At 54.0% G+C, this 18,635-nt stretch carries 17 protein-coding genes and 1 pseudogene; 10 read left to right on the forward strand and 8 right to left on the reverse strand.

Annotated features, from left to right (window positions below):
- Positions 1-323: 323 nt before the first annotated feature.
- Positions 324-1,172 carry an HTH-type transcriptional activator RhaR gene (gene rhaR, locus M989_RS00300; protein WP_064540428.1) on the reverse strand — a complete coding sequence of 283 codons (849 nt, stop codon included), beginning with the start codon at positions 1,170-1,172 and terminating at the stop codon, positions 324-326.
- A gap of 72 nt (positions 1,173-1,244) precedes the next feature.
- Positions 1,245-2,081: an HTH-type transcriptional activator RhaS gene (rhaS, locus tag M989_RS00305; protein ID WP_064540431.1), complete on the reverse strand. Its 837-nt coding sequence runs from the start codon at positions 2,079-2,081 to the stop codon at positions 1,245-1,247.
- A gap of 303 nt (positions 2,082-2,384) precedes the next feature.
- On the opposite strand from rhaS, the gene rhaB reads away from it, so the two are divergent.
- From rhaB to rhaM, 5 genes are all read left to right on the forward strand, one after another.
- On the forward strand, positions 2,385-3,854 hold the full coding sequence (gene rhaB / locus M989_RS00310) for a rhamnulokinase (RefSeq protein WP_064540434.1): 1,470 nt from the start codon (positions 2,385-2,387) through the stop codon (positions 3,852-3,854).
- A complete protein-coding gene (rhaA, locus tag M989_RS00315) occupies positions 3,851-5,110 on the forward strand; it encodes an L-rhamnose isomerase (RefSeq protein WP_064540438.1) in 1,260 nt (419 codons plus the stop codon). The genes rhaB and rhaA overlap by 4 nt, the downstream gene beginning before the upstream one ends.
- A gap of 101 nt (positions 5,111-5,211) precedes the next feature.
- The gene (gene rhaD, locus M989_RS00320) at positions 5,212-6,042 is read left to right on the forward strand and encodes a rhamnulose-1-phosphate aldolase (protein ID WP_064540441.1); all 831 of its coding nucleotides are present in this window, start codon (positions 5,212-5,214) and stop codon (positions 6,040-6,042) included.
- 189 nt (positions 6,043-6,231) lie between these two features.
- Positions 6,232-7,380: a lactaldehyde reductase gene (gene fucO, locus M989_RS00325; protein WP_064540444.1), complete on the forward strand. Its 1,149-nt coding sequence runs from the start codon at positions 6,232-6,234 to the stop codon at positions 7,378-7,380.
- On the forward strand, positions 7,377-7,691 hold the full coding sequence (gene rhaM, locus M989_RS00330; protein ID WP_064540447.1) for an L-rhamnose mutarotase: 315 nt from the start codon (positions 7,377-7,379) through the stop codon (positions 7,689-7,691). The genes fucO and rhaM overlap by 4 nt, the downstream gene beginning before the upstream one ends.
- A gap of 40 nt (positions 7,692-7,731) precedes the next feature.
- Here rhaM and M989_RS00335 read toward each other — a convergent pair whose 3' ends face one another.
- The 4 genes and pseudogenes from M989_RS00335 to fdhD form a co-directional block, all read right to left on the reverse strand.
- On the reverse strand, positions 7,732-9,126 hold the full coding sequence (locus M989_RS00335) for a carbohydrate porin (protein ID WP_064540450.1): 1,395 nt from the start codon (positions 9,124-9,126) through the stop codon (positions 7,732-7,734).
- A 402-nt stretch (positions 9,127-9,528) separates the two neighbouring features.
- A pseudogene (locus tag M989_RS25980) lies at positions 9,529-9,671 on the reverse strand (transcriptional regulator); the annotation flags it as partial.
- Positions 9,672-9,743: 72 nt separating this feature from the next.
- Positions 9,744-9,956 (reverse strand): YdgH/BhsA/McbA family protein, encoded by a 213-nt coding sequence (locus tag M989_RS00340; RefSeq protein ID WP_064540453.1) that lies wholly within the window; start codon positions 9,954-9,956, stop codon positions 9,744-9,746.
- Positions 9,957-10,084: 128 nt separating this feature from the next.
- The gene (gene fdhD / locus M989_RS00345; RefSeq protein WP_342447176.1) at positions 10,085-10,834 is read right to left on the reverse strand and encodes a formate dehydrogenase accessory sulfurtransferase FdhD; all 750 of its coding nucleotides are present in this window, start codon (positions 10,832-10,834) and stop codon (positions 10,085-10,087) included.
- 493 nt (positions 10,835-11,327) lie between these two features.
- Here fdhD and fdnG point away from each other — a divergent pair, with 493 nt between their 5' ends.
- Genes fdnG through fdhE form a run of 4 tightly spaced genes read left to right on the forward strand, consistent with a single transcriptional unit; the run spans position 11,328 to position 16,851 of the window.
- On the forward strand, positions 11,328-14,378 hold the full coding sequence (gene fdnG, locus M989_RS00355; RefSeq protein ID WP_157093497.1) for a formate dehydrogenase-N subunit alpha: 3,051 nt from the start codon (positions 11,328-11,330) through the stop codon (positions 14,376-14,378).
- Between the two features lie 12 nt (positions 14,379-14,390).
- On the forward strand, positions 14,391-15,293 hold the full coding sequence (gene fdxH, locus M989_RS00360) for a formate dehydrogenase subunit beta (protein WP_064540463.1): 903 nt from the start codon (positions 14,391-14,393) through the stop codon (positions 15,291-15,293).
- A complete protein-coding gene (gene fdoI / locus M989_RS00365; protein WP_064540466.1) occupies positions 15,290-15,925 on the forward strand; it encodes a formate dehydrogenase cytochrome b556 subunit in 636 nt (211 codons plus the stop codon). Before fdxH ends, fdoI begins: the two co-directional genes overlap by 4 nt.
- The gene (gene fdhE / locus M989_RS00370; protein WP_061380387.1) at positions 15,922-16,851 is read left to right on the forward strand and encodes a formate dehydrogenase accessory protein FdhE; all 930 of its coding nucleotides are present in this window, start codon (positions 15,922-15,924) and stop codon (positions 16,849-16,851) included. The genes fdoI and fdhE overlap by 4 nt, the downstream gene beginning before the upstream one ends.
- A 37-nt stretch (positions 16,852-16,888) precedes the next feature.
- Here the strand turns inward: fdhE and M989_RS00375 are convergent, their stop codons facing one another.
- Positions 16,889-17,260, reverse strand: a complete 372-nt coding sequence (locus tag M989_RS00375; protein ID WP_064540469.1) for a type II toxin-antitoxin system VapC family toxin — start codon at positions 17,258-17,260, stop codon at positions 16,889-16,891.
- Positions 17,257-17,505, reverse strand: a complete 249-nt coding sequence (locus tag M989_RS00380) for a ribbon-helix-helix domain-containing protein (protein WP_064540541.1) — start codon at positions 17,503-17,505, stop codon at positions 17,257-17,259. Before M989_RS00380 ends, M989_RS00375 begins: the two co-directional genes overlap by 4 nt.
- 204 nt (positions 17,506-17,709) lie before the next feature.
- Between M989_RS00380 and M989_RS00385 the strand changes: the two genes are divergently transcribed.
- Complete coding sequence (locus M989_RS00385) at positions 17,710-18,630, forward strand: alpha/beta hydrolase (RefSeq protein WP_064540472.1); 921 nt, start codon at positions 17,710-17,712, stop codon at positions 18,628-18,630.
- Positions 18,631-18,635: the final 5 nt, after the last annotated feature.

The following is an 18,635-nucleotide window of genomic DNA, read 5'->3' on the forward strand; positions in this document are numbered from 1 at the left end:
GGACCAGCTCTCCGCCATTTGCGTATCCATGCATTCCTGTTCAATTTCCTCGTTTTCCGCAAGGGCGTTAACAGAATTAAACCAACATATTTCATCAAGCATAGTTTTAATTTTGCGATCGATTGATAGCAAAATTAAAACTATGCTCTTAATAATGAATGAGTTGGTCATCATTGATAAAGCACCCCCGTGAATAGATTGATAGAGAGTAAAACAAAAACAAAAGAACAACTGTGATTTATTGCACAGAGCGCTGACTTTTATTTATTCCTGCCTAACAATAAGTATCAAGATATTTTAAATATATAAATAGATATTATGTATTAGGCTGCAATCCTGCTGCGCTGACGCCACTGCCCCGGCGTCATACCAATCTCGCGGTTGAACACGACCGAAAAATAGTTGCTGTCTTCAAACCCGCAGCGCATCGCCACTTCACCAATCAGTAGCTCTGTGTGCTGCAACAGATATTGCGCATGGCAAATGCGCAACTGACGCAGGTAATGGTTTACGGTCATTCCGGTCTGGGTACGGAACTGTTGGCGTAGCGCGCGCTCGCTGCATCCCTGTTGTGTGCAGAAGAAATCTAATACGAAAGGCCGGTTCAGGCTGCCCGCCAGCGCGGTAAGCAGTTTATCCAGCAGCGCTTCACTTTGCGTTGCCGCAAGGTTGTCGGTGGCATAACGGTAGCGCTTCAGACACACCACCAGTTGGGCAAACAGCAGTTCAGACATCTGGTTTGCCAGCGCGTCTTCTTTGCGGCTCTCGTGCTCCAACTGGGTCATAATCTGCCGCGCCTGTGTCATTCCGGTACTGCCAATGCGCCAGTGTGGTACCCAGGGCGAACCGTGTAAGCCGGGAATATGGCTTACCCAGTCGAGATTGAGCTTCAGGCGTTCGGGGCAGTAGATAATATTCTGCAAAACCAAATCATTAACGGAAGCGTAGGAGTGTTTATCTTCGGCGCGAATATAGAACAAATCGCCGCGGGTAATACGGTAGGGACGGTCATTGAGGATATGCAGGCCGTTGCCGCGCCAGACCAGCACCAGCTCGCAAAATTCGTGGGTATGCTCAGCAAAAACGTTCTGCGGATAACGATCCGCCACCGCAACGGCCTGTGCGGAACTGGCGAAAAACTCGTCTTTTCGAAGGATTAACTGGCCTGACACGCTGATACCTCAACGACTAACAACTTACTATTATTAGCCGTTTTACGGTAAAAAACGGTGATTGCCTTCGCGTTACTGAAGCACCGTATCCCGGCCCTGGCGGATATCGCGCGGCGACCAGTTAAACTCACGACGGAACAGCGTAGAGAAGTGGTTGCTGTCACCAAACCCGCAGTGGTAAGCAATATCGGTCACGCTTTCATCGCTGTGACGCAGCAGATGCCGCGCTTTAATCAGCCGCAGGCGGTTCAGATAACGCTGCGGCGTCAGGCCGGTGCAGTGCTTCAACTGGCGGTGCAGCGTGCGCAGCGATAGCGAGAATTGCTCGGCCAACGCTTCCCAGCATACGTCCTCGGCAAAGTGATCTTCCAGCCACGCCATTAGTTGATTCAGGCGGGCATCGTTATCAATAGCGCCCTGCACCTGACTGCCTTTACGCAGCAAAACCAGCAGCTGCATAAAGAGGATTTCACGGTTGGCCAGCGACATCATATCGGTACTGTCTTTGGCTTCTTCCATCTGACCTACAATCGCCCGCACCTGCTGTAACGTGCTCTGGTTAACCCGCCAGTGGGAAGGATAGTGGCCATCCTGTTCCTGCGGCAGTAGTTTGTTAAGACCTGACAAGAACTGGAAAGCATCCGGAGCGCGATATAACACATTGGTCAGACAGAGATTATCGGTATGTTCATACAGATGACGATCGACGTCGCGCACGAAGCAAACGGTGCCACCACAAATCGTATGCGGCTGACCATTGAAGACATGAATACCCGTACCGTGTTCAACGATAACAATCTCATTAAAATCATGATGATGCTCAGGAAAAGCCGCCTGAGGAAGCCGAGGTTCGATCGCAACAGGCAACTTACCGGAAGAGAAGAAATCCACGCTGTGTAATACGGTCATAACAACGCCCACCAAATGAGAAATGTTATCAGGATAGTAATCTTCACTGAGGGATCTCACCTTGACGTTTTGACAGCAAAGCGCGCAAACCCGGTCTTTTTTTCAAGAAACAGCCGGAAAGTTCGGGAAATGAGGTCAGTATCACACCCCCTGAAAGCCGCATTATCGCGGGAATTTGTGAACTCTCTCACGTTCATCTTTGCTTTCTTGCCAGCGGCCAATGGCGTCTGTCAGTAACGAGAAGGTAGTGACGATGTCCTTTTTTTAGACTGAGCGGTAATGACTCTCAGAAGGACTTTTGCCATGACTTTTCGCCATTGTGTGGCCGTCGATTTAGGCGCTTCAAGCGGACGCGTAATGCTGGCGCGCTACGATGCCCGGTCGCGTTTGCTTTCACTGCGCGAAATCCACCGTTTCACTAACAGCCTGCATCAGCAGGAGGGTTTTGATACCTGGGATATCGACAGCCTGGAAGCGGAAATCCGCGCCGGCCTTAACAAAGTGTGCGATGAAGGCATCCGTATCGACAGCATCGGCATCGACACCTGGGGCGTTGACTACGTGCTGCTGGATAAAAACGGTCAACGCGTCGGCCTGCCGGTCGCCTATCGCGACAGCCGCACCGACGGCGTGATGGCTATGGCGATGGAACAGTTAGGTAAAAGCAATATATACCGCCGCAGCGGTATTCAGTTCCTGCCGTTCAATACGCTATATCAGCTGCGCGCGCTGGTTGAACAACAGCCGGAGCTGGTCGCTCAGGCGGCGCACGCGCTGCTGATTCCGGACTATTTCAGCTACCGGCTGACCGGCAAAATGAACTGGGAGTACACCAACGCGACAACCACGCAGCTGGTGAATATTCACAGCGATAGCTGGGACGAAGACCTGCTCAACTGGACCGGCGCGCCGGCATCCTGGTTCGGCACGCCTACGCATCCAGGCAACGTGATTGGTCATTGGATTTGCCCGCAGGGCAACGATATTCCGGTGGTTGCCGTCGCCAGCCATGACACCGCCAGCGCGGTGATTGCGTCGCCGCTGGCGAGCAACGATGCCGCCTACCTCTCTTCCGGCACCTGGTCGCTAATGGGCTTTGAGAGCAAGACGCCTTACACCAGCGAGCAAGCGCAGCGCGCCAATATCACCAACGAAGGTGGTGCCGAAGGCCGCTATCGGGTGCTGAAAAACATTATGGGTTTGTGGCTGTTACAGCGCGTGCTGAAAGAGCAGAACGTGGGCGACCTGCCAACGCTTATCGCTGACACCGCCCAGTTGCCCGCCTGCCGCTGGCTGATCAACCCCAACGACGATCGCTTTATTAACCCCCACAACATGAGCGCCGAAATTCAGGCTACCTGCCGCGAAACGGCACAGCCGGTGCCGGCCAACGCCGCCGAGCTGGCGCGCTGCATTTTCGACAGCCTCGCGCTGCTGTACGCCGACGTGCTCAACGAGCTGGCGCAGCTGCGCGGCAAACCATTTAGCCAACTGCACATCGTGGGTGGCGGCTGCCAGAACCATCTGCTGAACCAACTGTGCGCCGATGCCTGCGGCATCACCGTGGTGGCGGGGCCAATCGAAGCCTCAACGCTGGGTAACATCGGCATCCAATTAATGGCGCTGGACGAACTTTCCAACGTCGATGATTTCCGCAAGGTCGTGACCCATAACTACGGTCTCACCACCTTCACCCCTCATCCTGACCATGAAATTGCCCGCTACGTTGCGCAGTTTCAGCAACAACGACAGACAAAGGAGCTTTGCGCATGACCACTCAACTCGACCAAGCCTGGGAACTCGCGAAACAGCGCTATGCCGCCGTCGGTATCGACGTCGAAGAGGCGTTGCGCCAGCTGGATCGCCTGCCGGTATCCATGCACTGCTGGCAGGGCGATGACGTCGCGGGTTTTGAAAATCCAGAGGGCAACTTAACGGGTGGGATCCAGGCAACCGGTAACTATCCGGGCAAAGCGCGCAACGCCAGCGAACTGCGTGCCGATCTGGAGCAGGCGTTGAGCCTAATTCCGGGGCCAAAACGGCTGAACCTGCATGCGATCTATCTGGAGTCTGATACACCGGTCGCGCGTGACGAAATTAAGCCAGAACACTTCAAAAACTGGGTTGAGTGGGCGAAAAAACACAAGCTGGGCCTCGACTTTAACCCGTCCTGTTTCTCACACCCGTTGAGTGCAGACGGCTTTACCCTGTCCCACGCCGATCCGAAAATCCGCCAGTTCTGGATTGACCACTGCAAGGCCAGCCGCCGCATTTCCGCTTACTTCGGTGAACAGCTGGGCACACCGTCGGTGATGAATATCTGGATCCCGGACGGCATGAAAGACGTCACCGTTGACCGTCTGGCACCGCGCCAGCGTCTGGCCGCCGCGCTGGATGAAGTGATCGGCGAAAAACTGGACCCGGCGCACCACATTGATGCCGTGGAAAGCAAACTGTTCGGTATCGGCGCAGAGAGCTACACCGTAGGCTCCAATGAGTTCTATATGGGCTACGCCACCAGCCGCCAGACCGCGCTGTGCCTGGATGCTGGCCACTTCCACCCGACGGAAGTGATCTCCGACAAAATTTCCGCCGCCATGCTGTACGTGCCACGTTTATTGCTGCACGTCAGCCGCCCGGTGCGTTGGGATAGCGACCATGTTGTGCTGCTGGATGACGAAACCCAGGCCATCGCGAGCGAAATCATCCGCCACGATCTGTTTGACCGTGTACACATCGGCCTCGATTTCTTCGATGCCTCCATCAACCGTATTGCGGCATGGGTTATCGGCACCCGCAACATGAAGAAAGCCCTGCTGCGCGCACTGCTGGAGCCAACCGCCGAGCTGCGCAAGCTGGAAGCCGAAGGCGACTACACCGCGCGTCTGGCGCTGCTGGAAGAACAGAAGTGCCTGCCGTGGCAGGCGGTGTGGGAAATGTACTGCCAGCGTAACGATACGCCAGCGGGCAGCCAGTGGCTGGAGAACGTGCGTCAGTATGAGAAAGAGATCCTGAGCAAGCGTGGGTAATTAACCCTCTCCAGACAACACCGAACAGTCCCCTCTCCCCTACGGGGAGAGGGCTAGGGTGAGGGGAAACACCTCACCGATACAACAGGAACCACAAGACTATGCAGAATATTACCGACTCCTGGTTCGTCCAGGGCATGATCAAAGCCACCTCTGACGCCTGGTTAAAAGGATGGGACGAGCGCAACGGCGGCAACCTGACGCTGCGCCTCGACGAAGCGGATATCGCACCATTCACCGCCGATTTCCACGCCGAACCGCGCTATATCGCCCTGAGCCAACCGATGCCAATGCTGGCGAACACGCCGTTTATCGTCACCGGTTCCGGTAAATTCTTCCGTAACGTGCAGCTCGACCCGTCCGCTAACCTCGGCGTCGTGAAGGTGGATAGCGATGGCGCGGGCTATCACATTTTATGGGGGCTGACTCACGAAGCGGTGCCTACCTCCGAGCTGCCCGCGCATTTCCTGTCGCACTGCGAACGTATCAAACTGACCGACGGCAAAGACCGCGTCATCATGCACTGCCACGCGACCAACCTGATCGCGCTGACCTACGTACTGGAAAACGACAGCGCGCTGATCACCCGTAAACTGTGGGAAGGCAGCACCGAGTGTCTGGTGGTCTTCCCGGACGGCGTCGGCATTCTGCCGTGGATGGTGCCAGGTACCGATGAAATTGGTCAGGCGACCGCCGTTGAAATGCGTCAGCATTCTCTGGTGTTGTGGCCGTTCCACGGCGTCTTCGGCAGCGGCCCAACGCTCGACGAAACCTTTGGTCTGATTGATACCGCCGAAAAATCCGCAGAAGTGCTGGTTAAGGTGTACTCAATGGGCGGCATGAAGCAAACCATCACGCAGCAAGAACTGATTGCTCTCGGCCAGCGCTTTGGCGTGACGCCGATGGCCAGCGCATTAAATCTGTATAAATAAGCATATCGCCTGACCTCAGCCATTGAGGTCAGGCTTCAGAATGCATCCCATTATCTCAACGCTGAGCTAATGGGATGAGTTCTTAGCCCGCTTGAGGCACAACTCTTACCCATTCTCCCTCCCTGACCATCACCGCAAACCAGCCGAGGGAACACAGGATTTCACAAGTTAGGTATTAAGGAGAACACCATGAGTTTTATGTTAGCACTGCCAAAAATCAGCCTGCACGGCGCGGGCGCCATTGCCGATATGGTTAACCTGGTTGCCGGGAAACAGTGGGGCAAGGCGCTAATCGTCACCGACGGTCAGCTGGTGAAATTGGGTCTGCTGGACAGCCTGTTTACCGCGCTGGATGCGCATAAAATGTCTTACCACCTGTTCGATGAGGTTTTCCCTAACCCGACCGAAGCGCTGGTGCAAAAAGGTTATGCCGCGTACCAGGCGGAATCCTGCGATTACATCATCGCTTTCGGCGGCGGCAGCCCAATCGATACCGCGAAAGCGATTAAGATCCTGACCGCCAACCCAGGCCCATCCACCGCCTACTCTGGCGTGGGTAAAGTGCTGAACGCGGGTGTACATCTGGTGGCGATCAATACCACCGCCGGCACCGCCGCCGAGATGACCAGCAACGCGGTCATCATCGACACCGACCGCCAGGTGAAAGAAGTCATCATCGACTCGAATATCATTCCGGACATCGCCGTGGACGATGCCAGCGTGATGCTTGATATTCCTGCGTCAGTCACCGCAGCAACCGGTATGGACGCGCTGACCCACGCGGTTGAAGCATATGTTTCCGTTGGCGCACATCCGCTGACCGACGCCAACGCGCTGGAAGCGATCCGCCTGATTACCCTATGGCTCCCGAAAGCCGTCGACGACGGCCACAATCTGGAAGCCCGCGAGCAGATGGCCTTTGGTCAGTATCTGGCGGGGATGGCGTTCAACAGCGCCGGTCTGGGCCTGGTGCATGCGCTGGCGCATCAACCAGGCGCAACCCACAACCTCCCTCACGGCGTGTGTAACGCTATCCTGCTGCCGATCATCGAAAACTTTAACCGCCCGAGCGCGGTGGCGCGTTTTGCCCGCGTCGCACAGGCGATGGGCGTCGATACCCGCAATATGAGTGACGAAGCCGCCAGCATGGAAGCCATTAACGCCATTCGTCAGCTGAGCGCGCGCGTTGGCATTCCTGAAGGTTTTAGTAAACTGGGTGTCACCAAAGAAGACATCGAAGGATGGCTGGATAAAGCGCTGGCTGACCCTTGCGCGCCCTGTAACCCGCGTACCGCCAGCCGCGATGAAGTCCGCGAGCTGTACCTGGAGGCATTATGATCCGTAAAGCCTTTGTGATGCAGGTTAACGCCAACGCACACGAAGAGTACCAGCGCCGTCATAATCCCATCTGGCCGGAGCTGGAAACCGTACTGAAATCCCACGGAGCGCACCACTACACGATTTATCTCGATCAAGCGCGCAATCTGCTGTTTGCTACCGTCGAAATTGAGTCTGAAGAGCGCTGGAATGCGGTGGCCAACACCGACGTGTGCCAGCGTTGGTGGAAATACATGACCGACGTGATGCCGTCTAATCCGGACAACAGTCCAGTGAGCGCAGAGCTAAAGGAAGTGTTTTACCTGGATTAACCCACGAAAAAGGCCTCTGCTTCCAGAGGCCTTTGTTGTTTTAGAAGTAGTATTTGAAACGAACGCGCGCGCCATAGCGATCGTCAGATCCATCACCGTTGTGACCATCACCGTCGCTGTTCAGGATAGAGTAATAGGTACCGAGATAGATGTTGAAATTCTGCATATCCATGACGTTGGCAAACTGGTAGGAGGCATGGAAAGTATGAATGTCATAAGTCCCTTCATCGTCAATCCAGCAATCGTTGTCACACACAACACCTGCATAGTCATCAATCTTGTTATGTGCATAGATATAGCCCAGTTCAAAACGCTTCCACAGTACGTTAGCCGCGGCAGTGAAGTCTTTTTCGTTGTTTGCATCAAGATAGGCAGTATTGACGTTAACCACAATGCCATCATCCGGATCGCTCTTCAGCCCATTCCATGTCATGGTCAAGCCGTAGCCGGTACGGTCTGACTGATCGACAAATTCGCCTTTCTTATTGGTGTAGCCGTAAGCATTATTAACAACGTTACTTTCCATCGCGGCAGAAACGGTAAATTCATCCGTCGGGGACCAGGCCACAACCGGGCGCAGATAAGCCACATTTTTCTGCTGTTCCATCTCACGCCCGTGATAACCACCATCGTTATACAATGACGTGCCATCTTCCAGCAGGGTGTTTAATTCGAAATACCAGTTATCAATTTGTTTGCTCATCAGGAAATTGCCGCCCGAATCGGAACGACCACGGCCTTCTTTCATCATATAGATATAACCGCTACCATCGTCATAAAGATCGTTGGCGGTATTCCCTGAATGTTCAACGAAGGTATCCTGATTAAGTGGGAACATATCGTAGGCCTCGAAACGGCCAACTTTAATTTTCCAGTCATTTTCCTTACCAAAGAAGAAGACCGAGTCATCGATATTCACCGAACCGGAAAGATCCCCCAAAGGTTGTGCCGAGAACCCTGCGAAATAGCCGTTATCTAATTTACGCATACCATCGAAACCCAGAAGAATACGACCGTTCACATCCCATTTTTCATTCGTCGGGTCGCCATCATAGGTTGAGTTTGTCATCGCCAATAAGCCATGATTGCTTTCGGCATCCATGTTGAATTCCACGTCGCCGTAGATTTTCAGATCCCCATAACCCGATAGCACCAGGTTAGGCGTAGAAGCGTTTTTCTTCGTCTCTTCCGCAGGAGTCTGGCCGTTCACAGGCGTGTTGCCCTGCGCCGCCTTAATTTCTTTAATTTCGGCCGCCTGCTGCACCTGCAGGTCCTGAACTTTTTGCTCAGCCTGCTCGGCGCGATTTTCTGCTGCTTCCAGACGTGATTCTAACTGTTCCAGTCGCTGTTCCAACGTCATCTTCGCTGTTTTAGCGAAACCGGTATTGGCCACTAATAATAATCCAATAGCGATAGCTAATGTCGACTTCTTCATTATTCACTTTCCTTGAAATAAAGAACAACCCGGAAATCCCAGGAGAGGTTTCATGCGCATTTGTATAACGGTGATGAATGTTTTTATCATCTTCTCAATAGAGGACATTAACCTTTATAGAAAGATATATTTCTTAATAGGTGCAAAAACACTAGCTAATAAACTTTAGTGCGTAAATAAGGTTCTTTGAAAGATCGTGAGCGAGATAACACAGAAAGAGAATAAAAGTAGAGTATCGGATATTATCTATAACAACCAATCAATAAAAATTAAAAACAAATAAAAATTAAGTATTATTTAAATAATATGATTATTTAAAATAGATGCAAAATTATATATATCTGCATCTCTGTACACTCAGTTTTGCTCTGCCAGCAGAATCGCCATTGTGTTCAATTCCAGCGCGCCCGGCAGACAGGTCGCAAGCAACGTCGCCTGGTCGTTGGCCTGCCCGGCTATCCCATGGAGCCTTCACCCCGATGAATGACCTGCGTTTTATTCGCCTGCGGCTCAAGCAGGCGCGCAAAAGGAATAGCCACCGCCACTACATTGCTGCGTCTGTCGGGTATAAACGAAAAAAGCGCCCCGAGGGCGCTCTTTCGACACTAGCTAATGGCTTATTTGGTCAGTTCTGCGGTCATATGCACGCGGTTACCGGTGTAAGCCTGAGTTATTTTGTAAGAGCTGGCGCCTGCTTGTTCAGCCTGAGCGGCAATTTTCGCTTCTGCACCGTCGATGGTTGAGGCGGTTGCGGTCACTGTTTGCGCAGCGAAAGAACCAAAAGAAGCGGCCAGAGTCATAACTGCGACAAAAGTTTTGATGTTTTTCATGATATAAACCCTTTAATTTAGTTGTTTGGATAAGGCGTGTTGCCTTGATGTGATAAATATTAGGTCACATCTCGATCAACTAAAAGCGGAAGGATTTGTTGTCATTATTCAAAAAAATTGATTTAAAATTAACCACCAATCAGGCGCTGCGAATGGGTATAAATCGTCGCTCTTCCCGGCTTACAGAATCCTACCAGCGTCAGATTGCAGCGTTCAGCCACTTCGACCGCCAGCGTGGTTGCGGCAGAGACGGCGAACAGAATTTCAACGCCGCACATCGCGGACTTTTGCACCATTTCATAGCTGGCGCGGCTGGAAACCAGCGCGGCTCCCTGCTGCCACAGCGCGCCTTCTTTGGCGCGACGCCCCAGCAGTTTATCCAGCGCGACGTGACGACCGACGTCTTCATGGCCGCCCACCAGCTCGCCCGAGGGCATAATCCATGCTGCCGCGTGCGTACAGCCCGTTTCACGGCCAACGGGTTGCACGTCATCTAAATGCCTGAGCGCGTAATCGAGATGAGCCAGATCGAACGTCTGGCTAAAGGGCAGCGGTTTTATCGGCCTACCAATATCGTTGAGTTGCTCAACGCCGCACACGCCGCAGCCCGTACGCCCAGCCAACGCCCGACGGCGCTCTTTCAGCCCCATAAAGCGGCGGCTGGAGAGCTCGATGCGAACTTCCATGCCGTTACAGGCAGGGACAACATCCATACCGAAAATTTCCCGGGGATGTTCAATGATGCCTTCCGACAGCGAAAAGCCGATGGCGAAGGCTTCAAGATCTTTTGGCGTCGCCATCATCACGACGTGGGAGATGCCGTTGTAGACCAGCGCAACGGGAACTTCTTCGGCAAGAATATCCTGTGTGGGTTGCATAATTTGTGGCCTTCTGAAGACGGTACGCTCGGCTGCGCCAACCAGCTGTAACGAGGGCTCGACTTCATCTTTAACATTAAACACGGCAAATACTCTGAACGGCGTAAAAATAAGGGGCGTCTATTCCATCACAACATCAGGGAATTGAGGCTTATTATGGATCAAGTTTGTGGTGCAATAACGCACAATCTTAATTTATTTCGCCGCTGATTGCGCCAGACCGGCTCATTAATCCCTTATGGTTAAAGTCGTTGAGGGCGCGCCTGGGTGATGTTTCATTTCGGCTAAATTGCGATCGATATCACAGTTCAATGTTAATGCATACAAAATCAATTCACCTGCCATTAACCGCGTTGGAACAAGCCTACCGATAATGTGGTATTCTGGATCAAAGCCCTCCTGGAACTGAGGGCATCGCATTATTCAGCATCTTTGCCGCGATATGGCGAAGAACAACTACAAGCAATGACAATGTCGAAACAAGGAGTGAACCATGCAGGTCAGCAGAAGGCAGTTCTTTAAGATCTGCGCTGGCGGTATGGCAGGAACCACGGCAGCAGCACTGGGCTTTGCCCCGAGCATCGCACTCGCGGAAACACGGCAGTATAAATTGCTGCGTACTCGTGAGACCCGTAACACCTGCACTTACTGCTCTGTCGGCTGTGGGCTTTTAATGTATAGCCTCGGCGACGGCGCAAAAAATGCGAAAGCCTCGATTTTCCACATCGAAGGGGATCCGGATCACCCGGTAAACCGTGGTGCACTGTGCCCTAAAGGTGCAGGTCTGGTGGACTTTATCCACTCAGAAAGCCGTCTTAAGTACCCTGAATATCGCGCACCTGGCTCTGATAAATGGCAGCAAATCAGCTGGGATGACGCGTTCGATCGTATCGCTAAGCTGATGAAGGCTGACCGCGACGCCAACTTCGTCGAAAAAAACGATGCCGGCACCACCGTTAACCGCTGGCTCACGACCGGTATGCTGTGTGCCTCGGCGTCCAGCAACGAAACCGGCTATTTAACCCAGAAATTTACGCGTGCACTCGGTATGCTCGCGGTCGACAACCAGGCGCGTGTCTGACACGGACCAACGGTAGCAAGTCTTGCTCCAACATTTGGTCGCGGTGCGATGACCAACCACTGGGTCGACATCAAGAACGCCAACCTTATTGTGGTGATGGGCGGTAATGCCGCTGAAGCTCACCCGGTCGGGTTCCGCTGGGCGATGGAAGCCAAAATTCACAACGGCGCTAAGCTGATTGTTATCGATCCCCGCTTTACGCGTACCGCGTCGGTGGCGGATTTCTACGCCCCAATTCGCTCCGGTACTGACATTACCTTCCTGTCAGGCGTGATGCTGTACCTGTTGAACAACGAAAAATTCAACCGCGAGTACACCGAGGCGTATACCAACGCCAGCCTTATCGTGCGCGAAGACTTTAGCTTCGACGACGGCCTGTTCAGCGGTTATGACCCGGAAACGCGCAAGTACGATAAGACTTCCTGGAACTACGAGCTGGATGAAAACGGTCACGCGAAACGGGACGCCACCCTCACCCATCCGCGCTGCGTCTGGAATCTGCTGAAACAGCACATTTCGCGCTACACACCGGAAATGGTTGAGAAGATTTGCGGTACGCCAAAAGCTGACTTCCTGAAAGTGTGCGAATACATCGCCGAAACCAGCGCCCACGACAAAACCGCCTCGTTCCTTTATGCACTTGGCTGGACGCAGCACTCCATCGGCGCGCAAAACATCCGTACCATGGCAATGATTCAGCTGCTGCTGGGCAATATGGGGATGGCAGGCGGCGGCGTAAACGCCCTGCGCGGGCACTCCAACATTCAGGGGCTGACCGACTTAGGCTTGCTGTCACAGAGCCTGCCGGGCTATATGACGCTGCCAAGTGAAAAACAGGCTGACCTGCAAACCTATCTGACCGCCAACACGCCAAAACCGCTGCTGGACGGCCAGGTTAACTATTGGGGCAACTATCCGAAGTTCTTCGTCTCAATGATGAAATCGTTCTACGGGGATAAAGCCACGGCGGAAAACAGCTGGGGCTTTGACTGGCTACCGAAATGGGACAAAGGCTACGACGTTCTTCAATACTTCGAGATGATGAATCAGGGCCTGGTCAACGGTTATATCTGCCAGGGCTTCAACCCGGTTGCCTCATTCCCGAACAAAAATAAGATTGTCGCCTCGTTGTCAAAACTGAAGTATCTGGTGACCATCGACCCGCTCAACACCGAAACCTCGACCTTCTGGCAGAACCACGGTGAGTCGAACGATGTTGATCCGTCGAAAATCCAGACCGAAGTGTTCCGTCTGCCGTCCACCTGCTTTGCCGAGGAGAACGGTTCTATCGTTAACTCCGGACGCTGGCTGCAGTGGCACTGGAAAGGCGCGGATGCCCCTGGGGATGCGATCACCGACGGTGAGATCCTCGCCGGTATCTTCATGCGTCTGCGTAAGATGTATGCCGAAGAAGGCGGCCCGGCGCCAGAGCCCGTGCTGAACATGACCTGGAACTACTCGACGCCAAATGAACCGGCTTCCGAGGAAGTGGCGATGGAGAGCAACGGTAAGGCGCTGGCCGATATTATCGACCCGGCAACCGGTGCGGTTATCGTGAAAAAAGGCCAACAGCTCAGCTCGTTTGCCCAACTGCGTGATGACGGGACAACCGCCAGCGGCTGCTGGATCTTCGCCGGTAGCTGGACGCCGGAAGGCAACCAGATGGCGCGCCGCGATAACGCCGACCCATCCGGCCTTGGCAACACGCTGGGCTGGGCCTGGGCGTGGCCGCTCAACCGCCGTATTCTGTATAACCGCGCTTCCGCGGACCCGCAGGGCAACCCGTGGGATCCAAAACGCCAGCTCCTGAAATGGGACGGCGCGAAGTGGGGCGGCGTGGATATCCCGGACTACAGCGCCGCGGCGCCGGGCAGCAACGTCGGGCCGTTCATCATGCAGCCGGAAGGGATGGGTCGCCTGTTTGCCCTCGATAAGATGGCAGAAGGTCCGTTCCCGGAGCACTACGAGCCGTTTGAAACGCCGCTGGGGACGAACCCGCTGCACCCGAACGTGATTTCCAACCCTGCCGCCCGTATCTTTAAAGGCGACAAGGAAGCGTTAGGAAAAGCGGACAAATTCCCGTACGTCGGTACCACCTATCGTCTGACCGAACACTTCCACTACTGGACCAAGCATGCGCTGCTTAACGCCATTGCACAGCCGGAACAGTTTGTGGAGATCGGTGAAAAGCTGGCAGATAAGCTCGGCATCGCCCACGGCGATACCGTCAAAGTCTCCTCCAACCGTGGCTATATTAAAGCTAAGGCGGTGGTGACCAAGCGTATCCGCACGCTGAAAGTGGACGGTAAGGATATCGATACTATCGGTATTCCAATCCACTGGGGCTACGAAGGCGTAGCGAAAAAAGGCTTTATTGCCAATACGTTGACGCCATTCGTCGGCGATGCGAACACGCAAACGCCGGAATTTAAGTCCTTCCTCGTGAACGTGGAAAAGGTGTAACGGAGACGACCTATGGCTTATCAATCGCAAGATATTATTCGTCGTTCCGCCACTAACGGTTTCACTCCCGCGCCGCGCGCGCGGGATCACCAGGAAGAGGTGGCAAAACTTATCGACGTCACCACCTGTATCGGCTGTAAGGCCTGTCAGGTGGCGTGCTCGGAGTGGAACGACATCCGTGATGAAATCGGCAGCAACGTCGGGGTGTACGATAACCCCGCCGATCTGACCGCTAAATCCTGGACGGTCATGCGCTTCTCGGAAGTGGAGCAGAACGACAAACTGGAATGGCTGATCCGTAAGGATGGCTGCATGCACTGCGCTGACCCAGGCTGCCTGAAGGCCTGCCCATCGGAAGGCGCAATCATTCAGTATGCCAACGGTATCGTCGACTTCCAGTCCGAGCAGTGCATTGGCTGCGGCTACTGCATCGCTGGCTGCCCGTTCAACGTCCCGCGTCTTAACCCGGAAGACAACCGCGTCTACAAATGTACGCTGTGCGTCGACCGCGTGACCGTAGGGCAAGAACCGGCCTGCGTGAAAACCTGCCCAACCGGCGCTATCCACTTTGGCTCCAAAGAGGAGATGAAAACGCTGGCGGGCGAGCGCGTGGCCGAGCTGAAAACCCGTGGTTATGACAATGCAGGGCTGTACGATCCGGCCGGCGTTGGCGGTACGCACGTGATGTACGTGCTGCACCATGCCGACAAGCCGAATCTGTACCACGGCCTGCCGGAAAACCCGGAAATCAGCGCTACCGTGAAGTTCTGGAAAGGCGTCTGGAAACCGTTAGCCGCTATCGGCTTTGCCGCCACGTTCGCCGCGAGCGTCTTCCACTACGTCGGGGTCGGTCCGAACCGTGCGGAAGAGGAAGAGGATAATCTTGATGAAGAGAAAGACGAGGTGCGCAAATGAAAAGACGTGACACCATCGTGCGCTACACGGCGCCGGAACGCATCAACCACTGGGTCACCGCCTTCTGCTTCATTCTGGCGGCGGTGAGCGGGCTGGGCTTTTTCTTCCCGTCCTTCAACTGGTTGATGCAAATCATGGGCACTCCGCAGCTGGCGCGCATTCTGCACCCGTTTGTCGGCGTTATCATGTTTGCGTCGTTTATCATCATGTTTTTCCGCTACTGGCACCATAATCTAATCAATCGGGATGATATCTTTTGGGCGAAGAATATTCGTAAGATCGTCGTCAACGAGGAAGTAGGTGACACCGGGCGTTATAACTTCGGCCAGAAATGCGTATTCTGGGCGGCGATTATCTTCCTGGTACTGCTGCTGGTAAGCGGTGTGATTATCTGGCGTCCGTACTTTGCGCCTGCTTTCTCAATCCCGGTGATCCGATTTGCGCTAATGCTGCATTCATTTGCCGCAGTGGCGTTAATTGTGGTTATCATGGTGCATATTTACGCCGCCCTTTGGGTGAAAGGCACCATTACCGCGATGGTGGAAGGATGGGTTACCAAATCGTGGGCGAAGAAACATCACCCGCGCTGGTACCGTGAAGTCCGCCAGAAACAGGAAAAGTCATCTGAATGAGTATTCGCATAATCCCGCAAGATGAGCTGGGTTCGAGCGAGAAACGTACGGCGGAAGTCATTCCGCCGTTGTTGTTCCCCAGACTCAAGAACCTCTACAATCGTCGCGCCGAGCGTCTGCGCGAGCTGGCAGAGAACAACCCGCTGGGCGACTACCTACGCTTTGCGGCGCTGATTGCCCACGCACAGGAAGTGGTTCTGTACGACCATCCGCTGCGGATGGATCTGAGCGCGCGTCTTAAAGAGGCAAACGACCAGGGCAAGCCGCCGCTGGATATCCACGTTCTGCCGCGCGATAAGCACTGGCATACGCTGCTGCACTCCATGATTGCCGAACTGAAACCGGAAATGAGCGGCCCGGCGCTGGCGGTGATTGAAAATCTGGAGAAATCCTCCGAACAGGAGCTGGAGCAAATGGCCAGCGCGCTGTTTGAGTCCGATTTCTCCTCCGTCAGCAGCGATAAAGCGCCGTTCATCTGGGCCGCCTTGTCACTTTACTGGGCGCAGATGGCCAGCCTGATTCCGGGCAAAGCCCATGCAGAATACGGTGAACAGCGTCAGTACTGCCCGGTATGCGGCTCAATGCCGGTTTCCAGTATGGTGCAAATTGGCACCACGCAGGGGCTGCGCTATCTGCACTGCAACCTGTGTGAAACCGAGTGGCATGTCGTGCGCGTGAAGTGCAGCAACTGCGAACAAAGCCGCGACCTGCACTACTGGTCTCTGGATAACGAGCAGGCTGCGATTAAAGCCGAAAGCTGCGGCGACTGCGGTACCTACCTGAAGATTCTGTATCAGGAAAAGGACCCGAAAGTGGAAGCCGTGGCCGACGACCTCGCCTCGCTGGTGCTGGACGCGCGGATGGAGCAGGAAGGGTTCGCCCGTAGCTCTATCAACCCGTTCCTGTTCCCAGGGGAAGGGGAGTAAGTTCTCTGGTAAAGCCGGGCGGTCGTCCCTGCCCGGTTTACAATGCGTAAGGCACTATCACGCCGGGTAGCGTGGCAAAATCCTTTGTATTACGCGTGACCAACTCTCTTCGGTGTATATGCGCAGTTGCCAGAATGATGGCATCCGGCAGCTTCATGCCATATTCCTGCCTCAAGTTGACACTCTTTTCGGCAATCTCTGGCGATATCTCTATGACCTCAAAAGCATTCAGGGCCATTCTTGTACGTCGCTCCTGATGGAATCGCTTTGCGCCAACCATCACCTCCATCCATGTAATCAAGCTAATAGCATGCTGTGGTGGATACAAATCTAACGTATTTTTAGCTTCAACCCGGCCACTGAACAGATCGATTAAAATATTGGTATCAAAGATGACTGGACCGTTCATCGCGTCCACTCCTCGCGGAGCTTTCTTTCGAATTCAACGCCATCGTCTTCACACTCTTGCCAAATCCCAAGCGCGCCGGCAATGGCCTGTTCAGCCTGATTTTGTTTCTCCAGATACATTTCTACCGCTTCACGTAATAGCTCCGCGCGTGGCATATTCCGCTGCTGCTTGAGTTCATCGAGACGCCTGATCACCTCATCCGATAAATCGAGAAGTATTCTGCCCATATCCCTTTCCGTCATCATGCTTATATATACCTCAAGTATATCATCCATGCTCAATAAGCGAACAAAATACTCGCGATTCGTTAAACGTGGCACGCTCATTTTGTAGAAATAATCGTTTTTGCGAGCAGCTATCCAGAATACTGCTGCAACATTATTTACCCATTTCCCTTCTCATTAAACCAGGTTATAAACTGTACATACATACAGAAAAAGGAGCGTTATATGCCACTGGAAAAAGGAATTGCCGAACTGGTCGCCGGGTTTATCGCCGCGGGTCGCCCCTCTTCACGAGAACAGAATATTGATGACCGGAGAGCGGGCTACATTGCCAGCACGACGCTGGCAGGCGAGAAAGAAATTCGGGTGAGTTCGGAAGATATCGTGCTGGAAGGCATGACATTTCGCGTCGTTTCGCCGCTGAACGCATCCGGTTCGCTGCCCTGTATCCTCTACTATCACGGCGGCTGTTTTGTTAGCGGCGGTTTTCTGACTCACGACCCCCAGCTACGGCAGCTGGCCTGGAGAAGCGGCTGTAGGGTGATTGCCATTCAGTATCGTCTTGCGCCAGAGCACACCTTCCCTGCGGCTCATGACGACGCTGAACGCGGGGCAAATATCGTCCATCAATACGCGGAGCAGTTAGGTATCGATCGTGAACGTATCACGCTTGCTGGCGACAGCGCAGGCGGGCATTTGGCATTGGTCAGCGCACTACGCCTGAAATCCACCGCCCAATGGTCTCCGGCAAAGCTGCTGCTGATCTACCCGATGCTTGATGCTACCGCCAGTTTCCCTAGCTATACCAGCAACGGGCAAGACTACATCATCACCCGCAATACGCTGCTATCGGGCTTCGAAATGTATCTCCAGGGTACCGACGTCCGCCACCCGGAAGCCAGTCCGCTATGGCGTGATGATTTTGCCGGTTTACCGCCGGTACATATCCTCACCGCAGAGTTCGACCCGCTGCGTGATGAAGGCGAAGCGCTATATCACCGCCTGAACGACCAGGGCGTGGCGTGTACTTGCCAGCGCTATCTCGGCGTGATCCACGGATTTTTCCAACTGGGCGGCGTAAGCAAGACGGCGCGGGACGCAATATGCGACGTGGCCTGGCGCGCGGCCGCGGCCACTCGTGAATAAATAGC

The organism is Kluyvera georgiana ATCC 51603 (genome assembly GCF_001654985.1).
Taxonomy (GTDB): Bacteria; Pseudomonadota; Gammaproteobacteria; order Enterobacterales; family Enterobacteriaceae; genus Kluyvera; species Kluyvera georgiana.

Bases quoted from the DNA above. Each gene is read 5' to 3' on its own strand.
- rhaS (WP_064540431.1), bottom strand. From the start codon at position 2,081: ATGACCGTATTACACAGCGTGGATTTCTTCTCTTCCGGTAAGTTGCCT.
- rhaB (WP_064540434.1), top strand. From the start codon at position 2,385: ATGACTTTTCGCCATTGTGTGGCCGTCGATTTAGGCGCTTCAAGCGGA.
- rhaA (WP_064540438.1), top strand. From the start codon at position 3,851: ATGACCACTCAACTCGACCAAGCCTGGGAACTCGCGAAACAGCGCTAT.
- rhaD (WP_064540441.1), top strand. From the start codon at position 5,212: ATGCAGAATATTACCGACTCCTGGTTCGTCCAGGGCATGATCAAAGCC.
- fucO (WP_064540444.1), top strand. From the start codon at position 6,232: ATGAGTTTTATGTTAGCACTGCCAAAAATCAGCCTGCACGGCGCGGGC.
- rhaM (WP_064540447.1), top strand. From the start codon at position 7,377: ATGATCCGTAAAGCCTTTGTGATGCAGGTTAACGCCAACGCACACGAA.
- M989_RS00335 (WP_064540450.1), bottom strand. From the start codon at position 9,126: ATGAAGAAGTCGACATTAGCTATCGCTATTGGATTATTATTAGTGGCC.
- M989_RS00340 (WP_064540453.1), bottom strand. From the start codon at position 9,956: ATGAAAAACATCAAAACTTTTGTCGCAGTTATGACTCTGGCCGCTTCT.
- fdhD (WP_342447176.1), bottom strand. From the start codon at position 10,834: ATGCAACCCACACAGGATATTCTTGCCGAAGAAGTTCCCGTTGCGCTG.
- fdxH (WP_064540463.1), top strand. From the start codon at position 14,391: ATGGCTTATCAATCGCAAGATATTATTCGTCGTTCCGCCACTAACGGT.
- fdoI (WP_064540466.1), top strand. From the start codon at position 15,290: ATGAAAAGACGTGACACCATCGTGCGCTACACGGCGCCGGAACGCATC.
- fdhE (WP_061380387.1), top strand. From the start codon at position 15,922: ATGAGTATTCGCATAATCCCGCAAGATGAGCTGGGTTCGAGCGAGAAA.
- M989_RS00375 (WP_064540469.1), bottom strand. From the start codon at position 17,260: ATGAACGGTCCAGTCATCTTTGATACCAATATTTTAATCGATCTGTTC.
- M989_RS00380 (WP_064540541.1), bottom strand. From the start codon at position 17,505: ATGATGACGGAAAGGGATATGGGCAGAATACTTCTCGATTTATCGGAT.
- M989_RS00385 (WP_064540472.1), top strand. From the start codon at position 17,710: ATGCCACTGGAAAAAGGAATTGCCGAACTGGTCGCCGGGTTTATCGCC.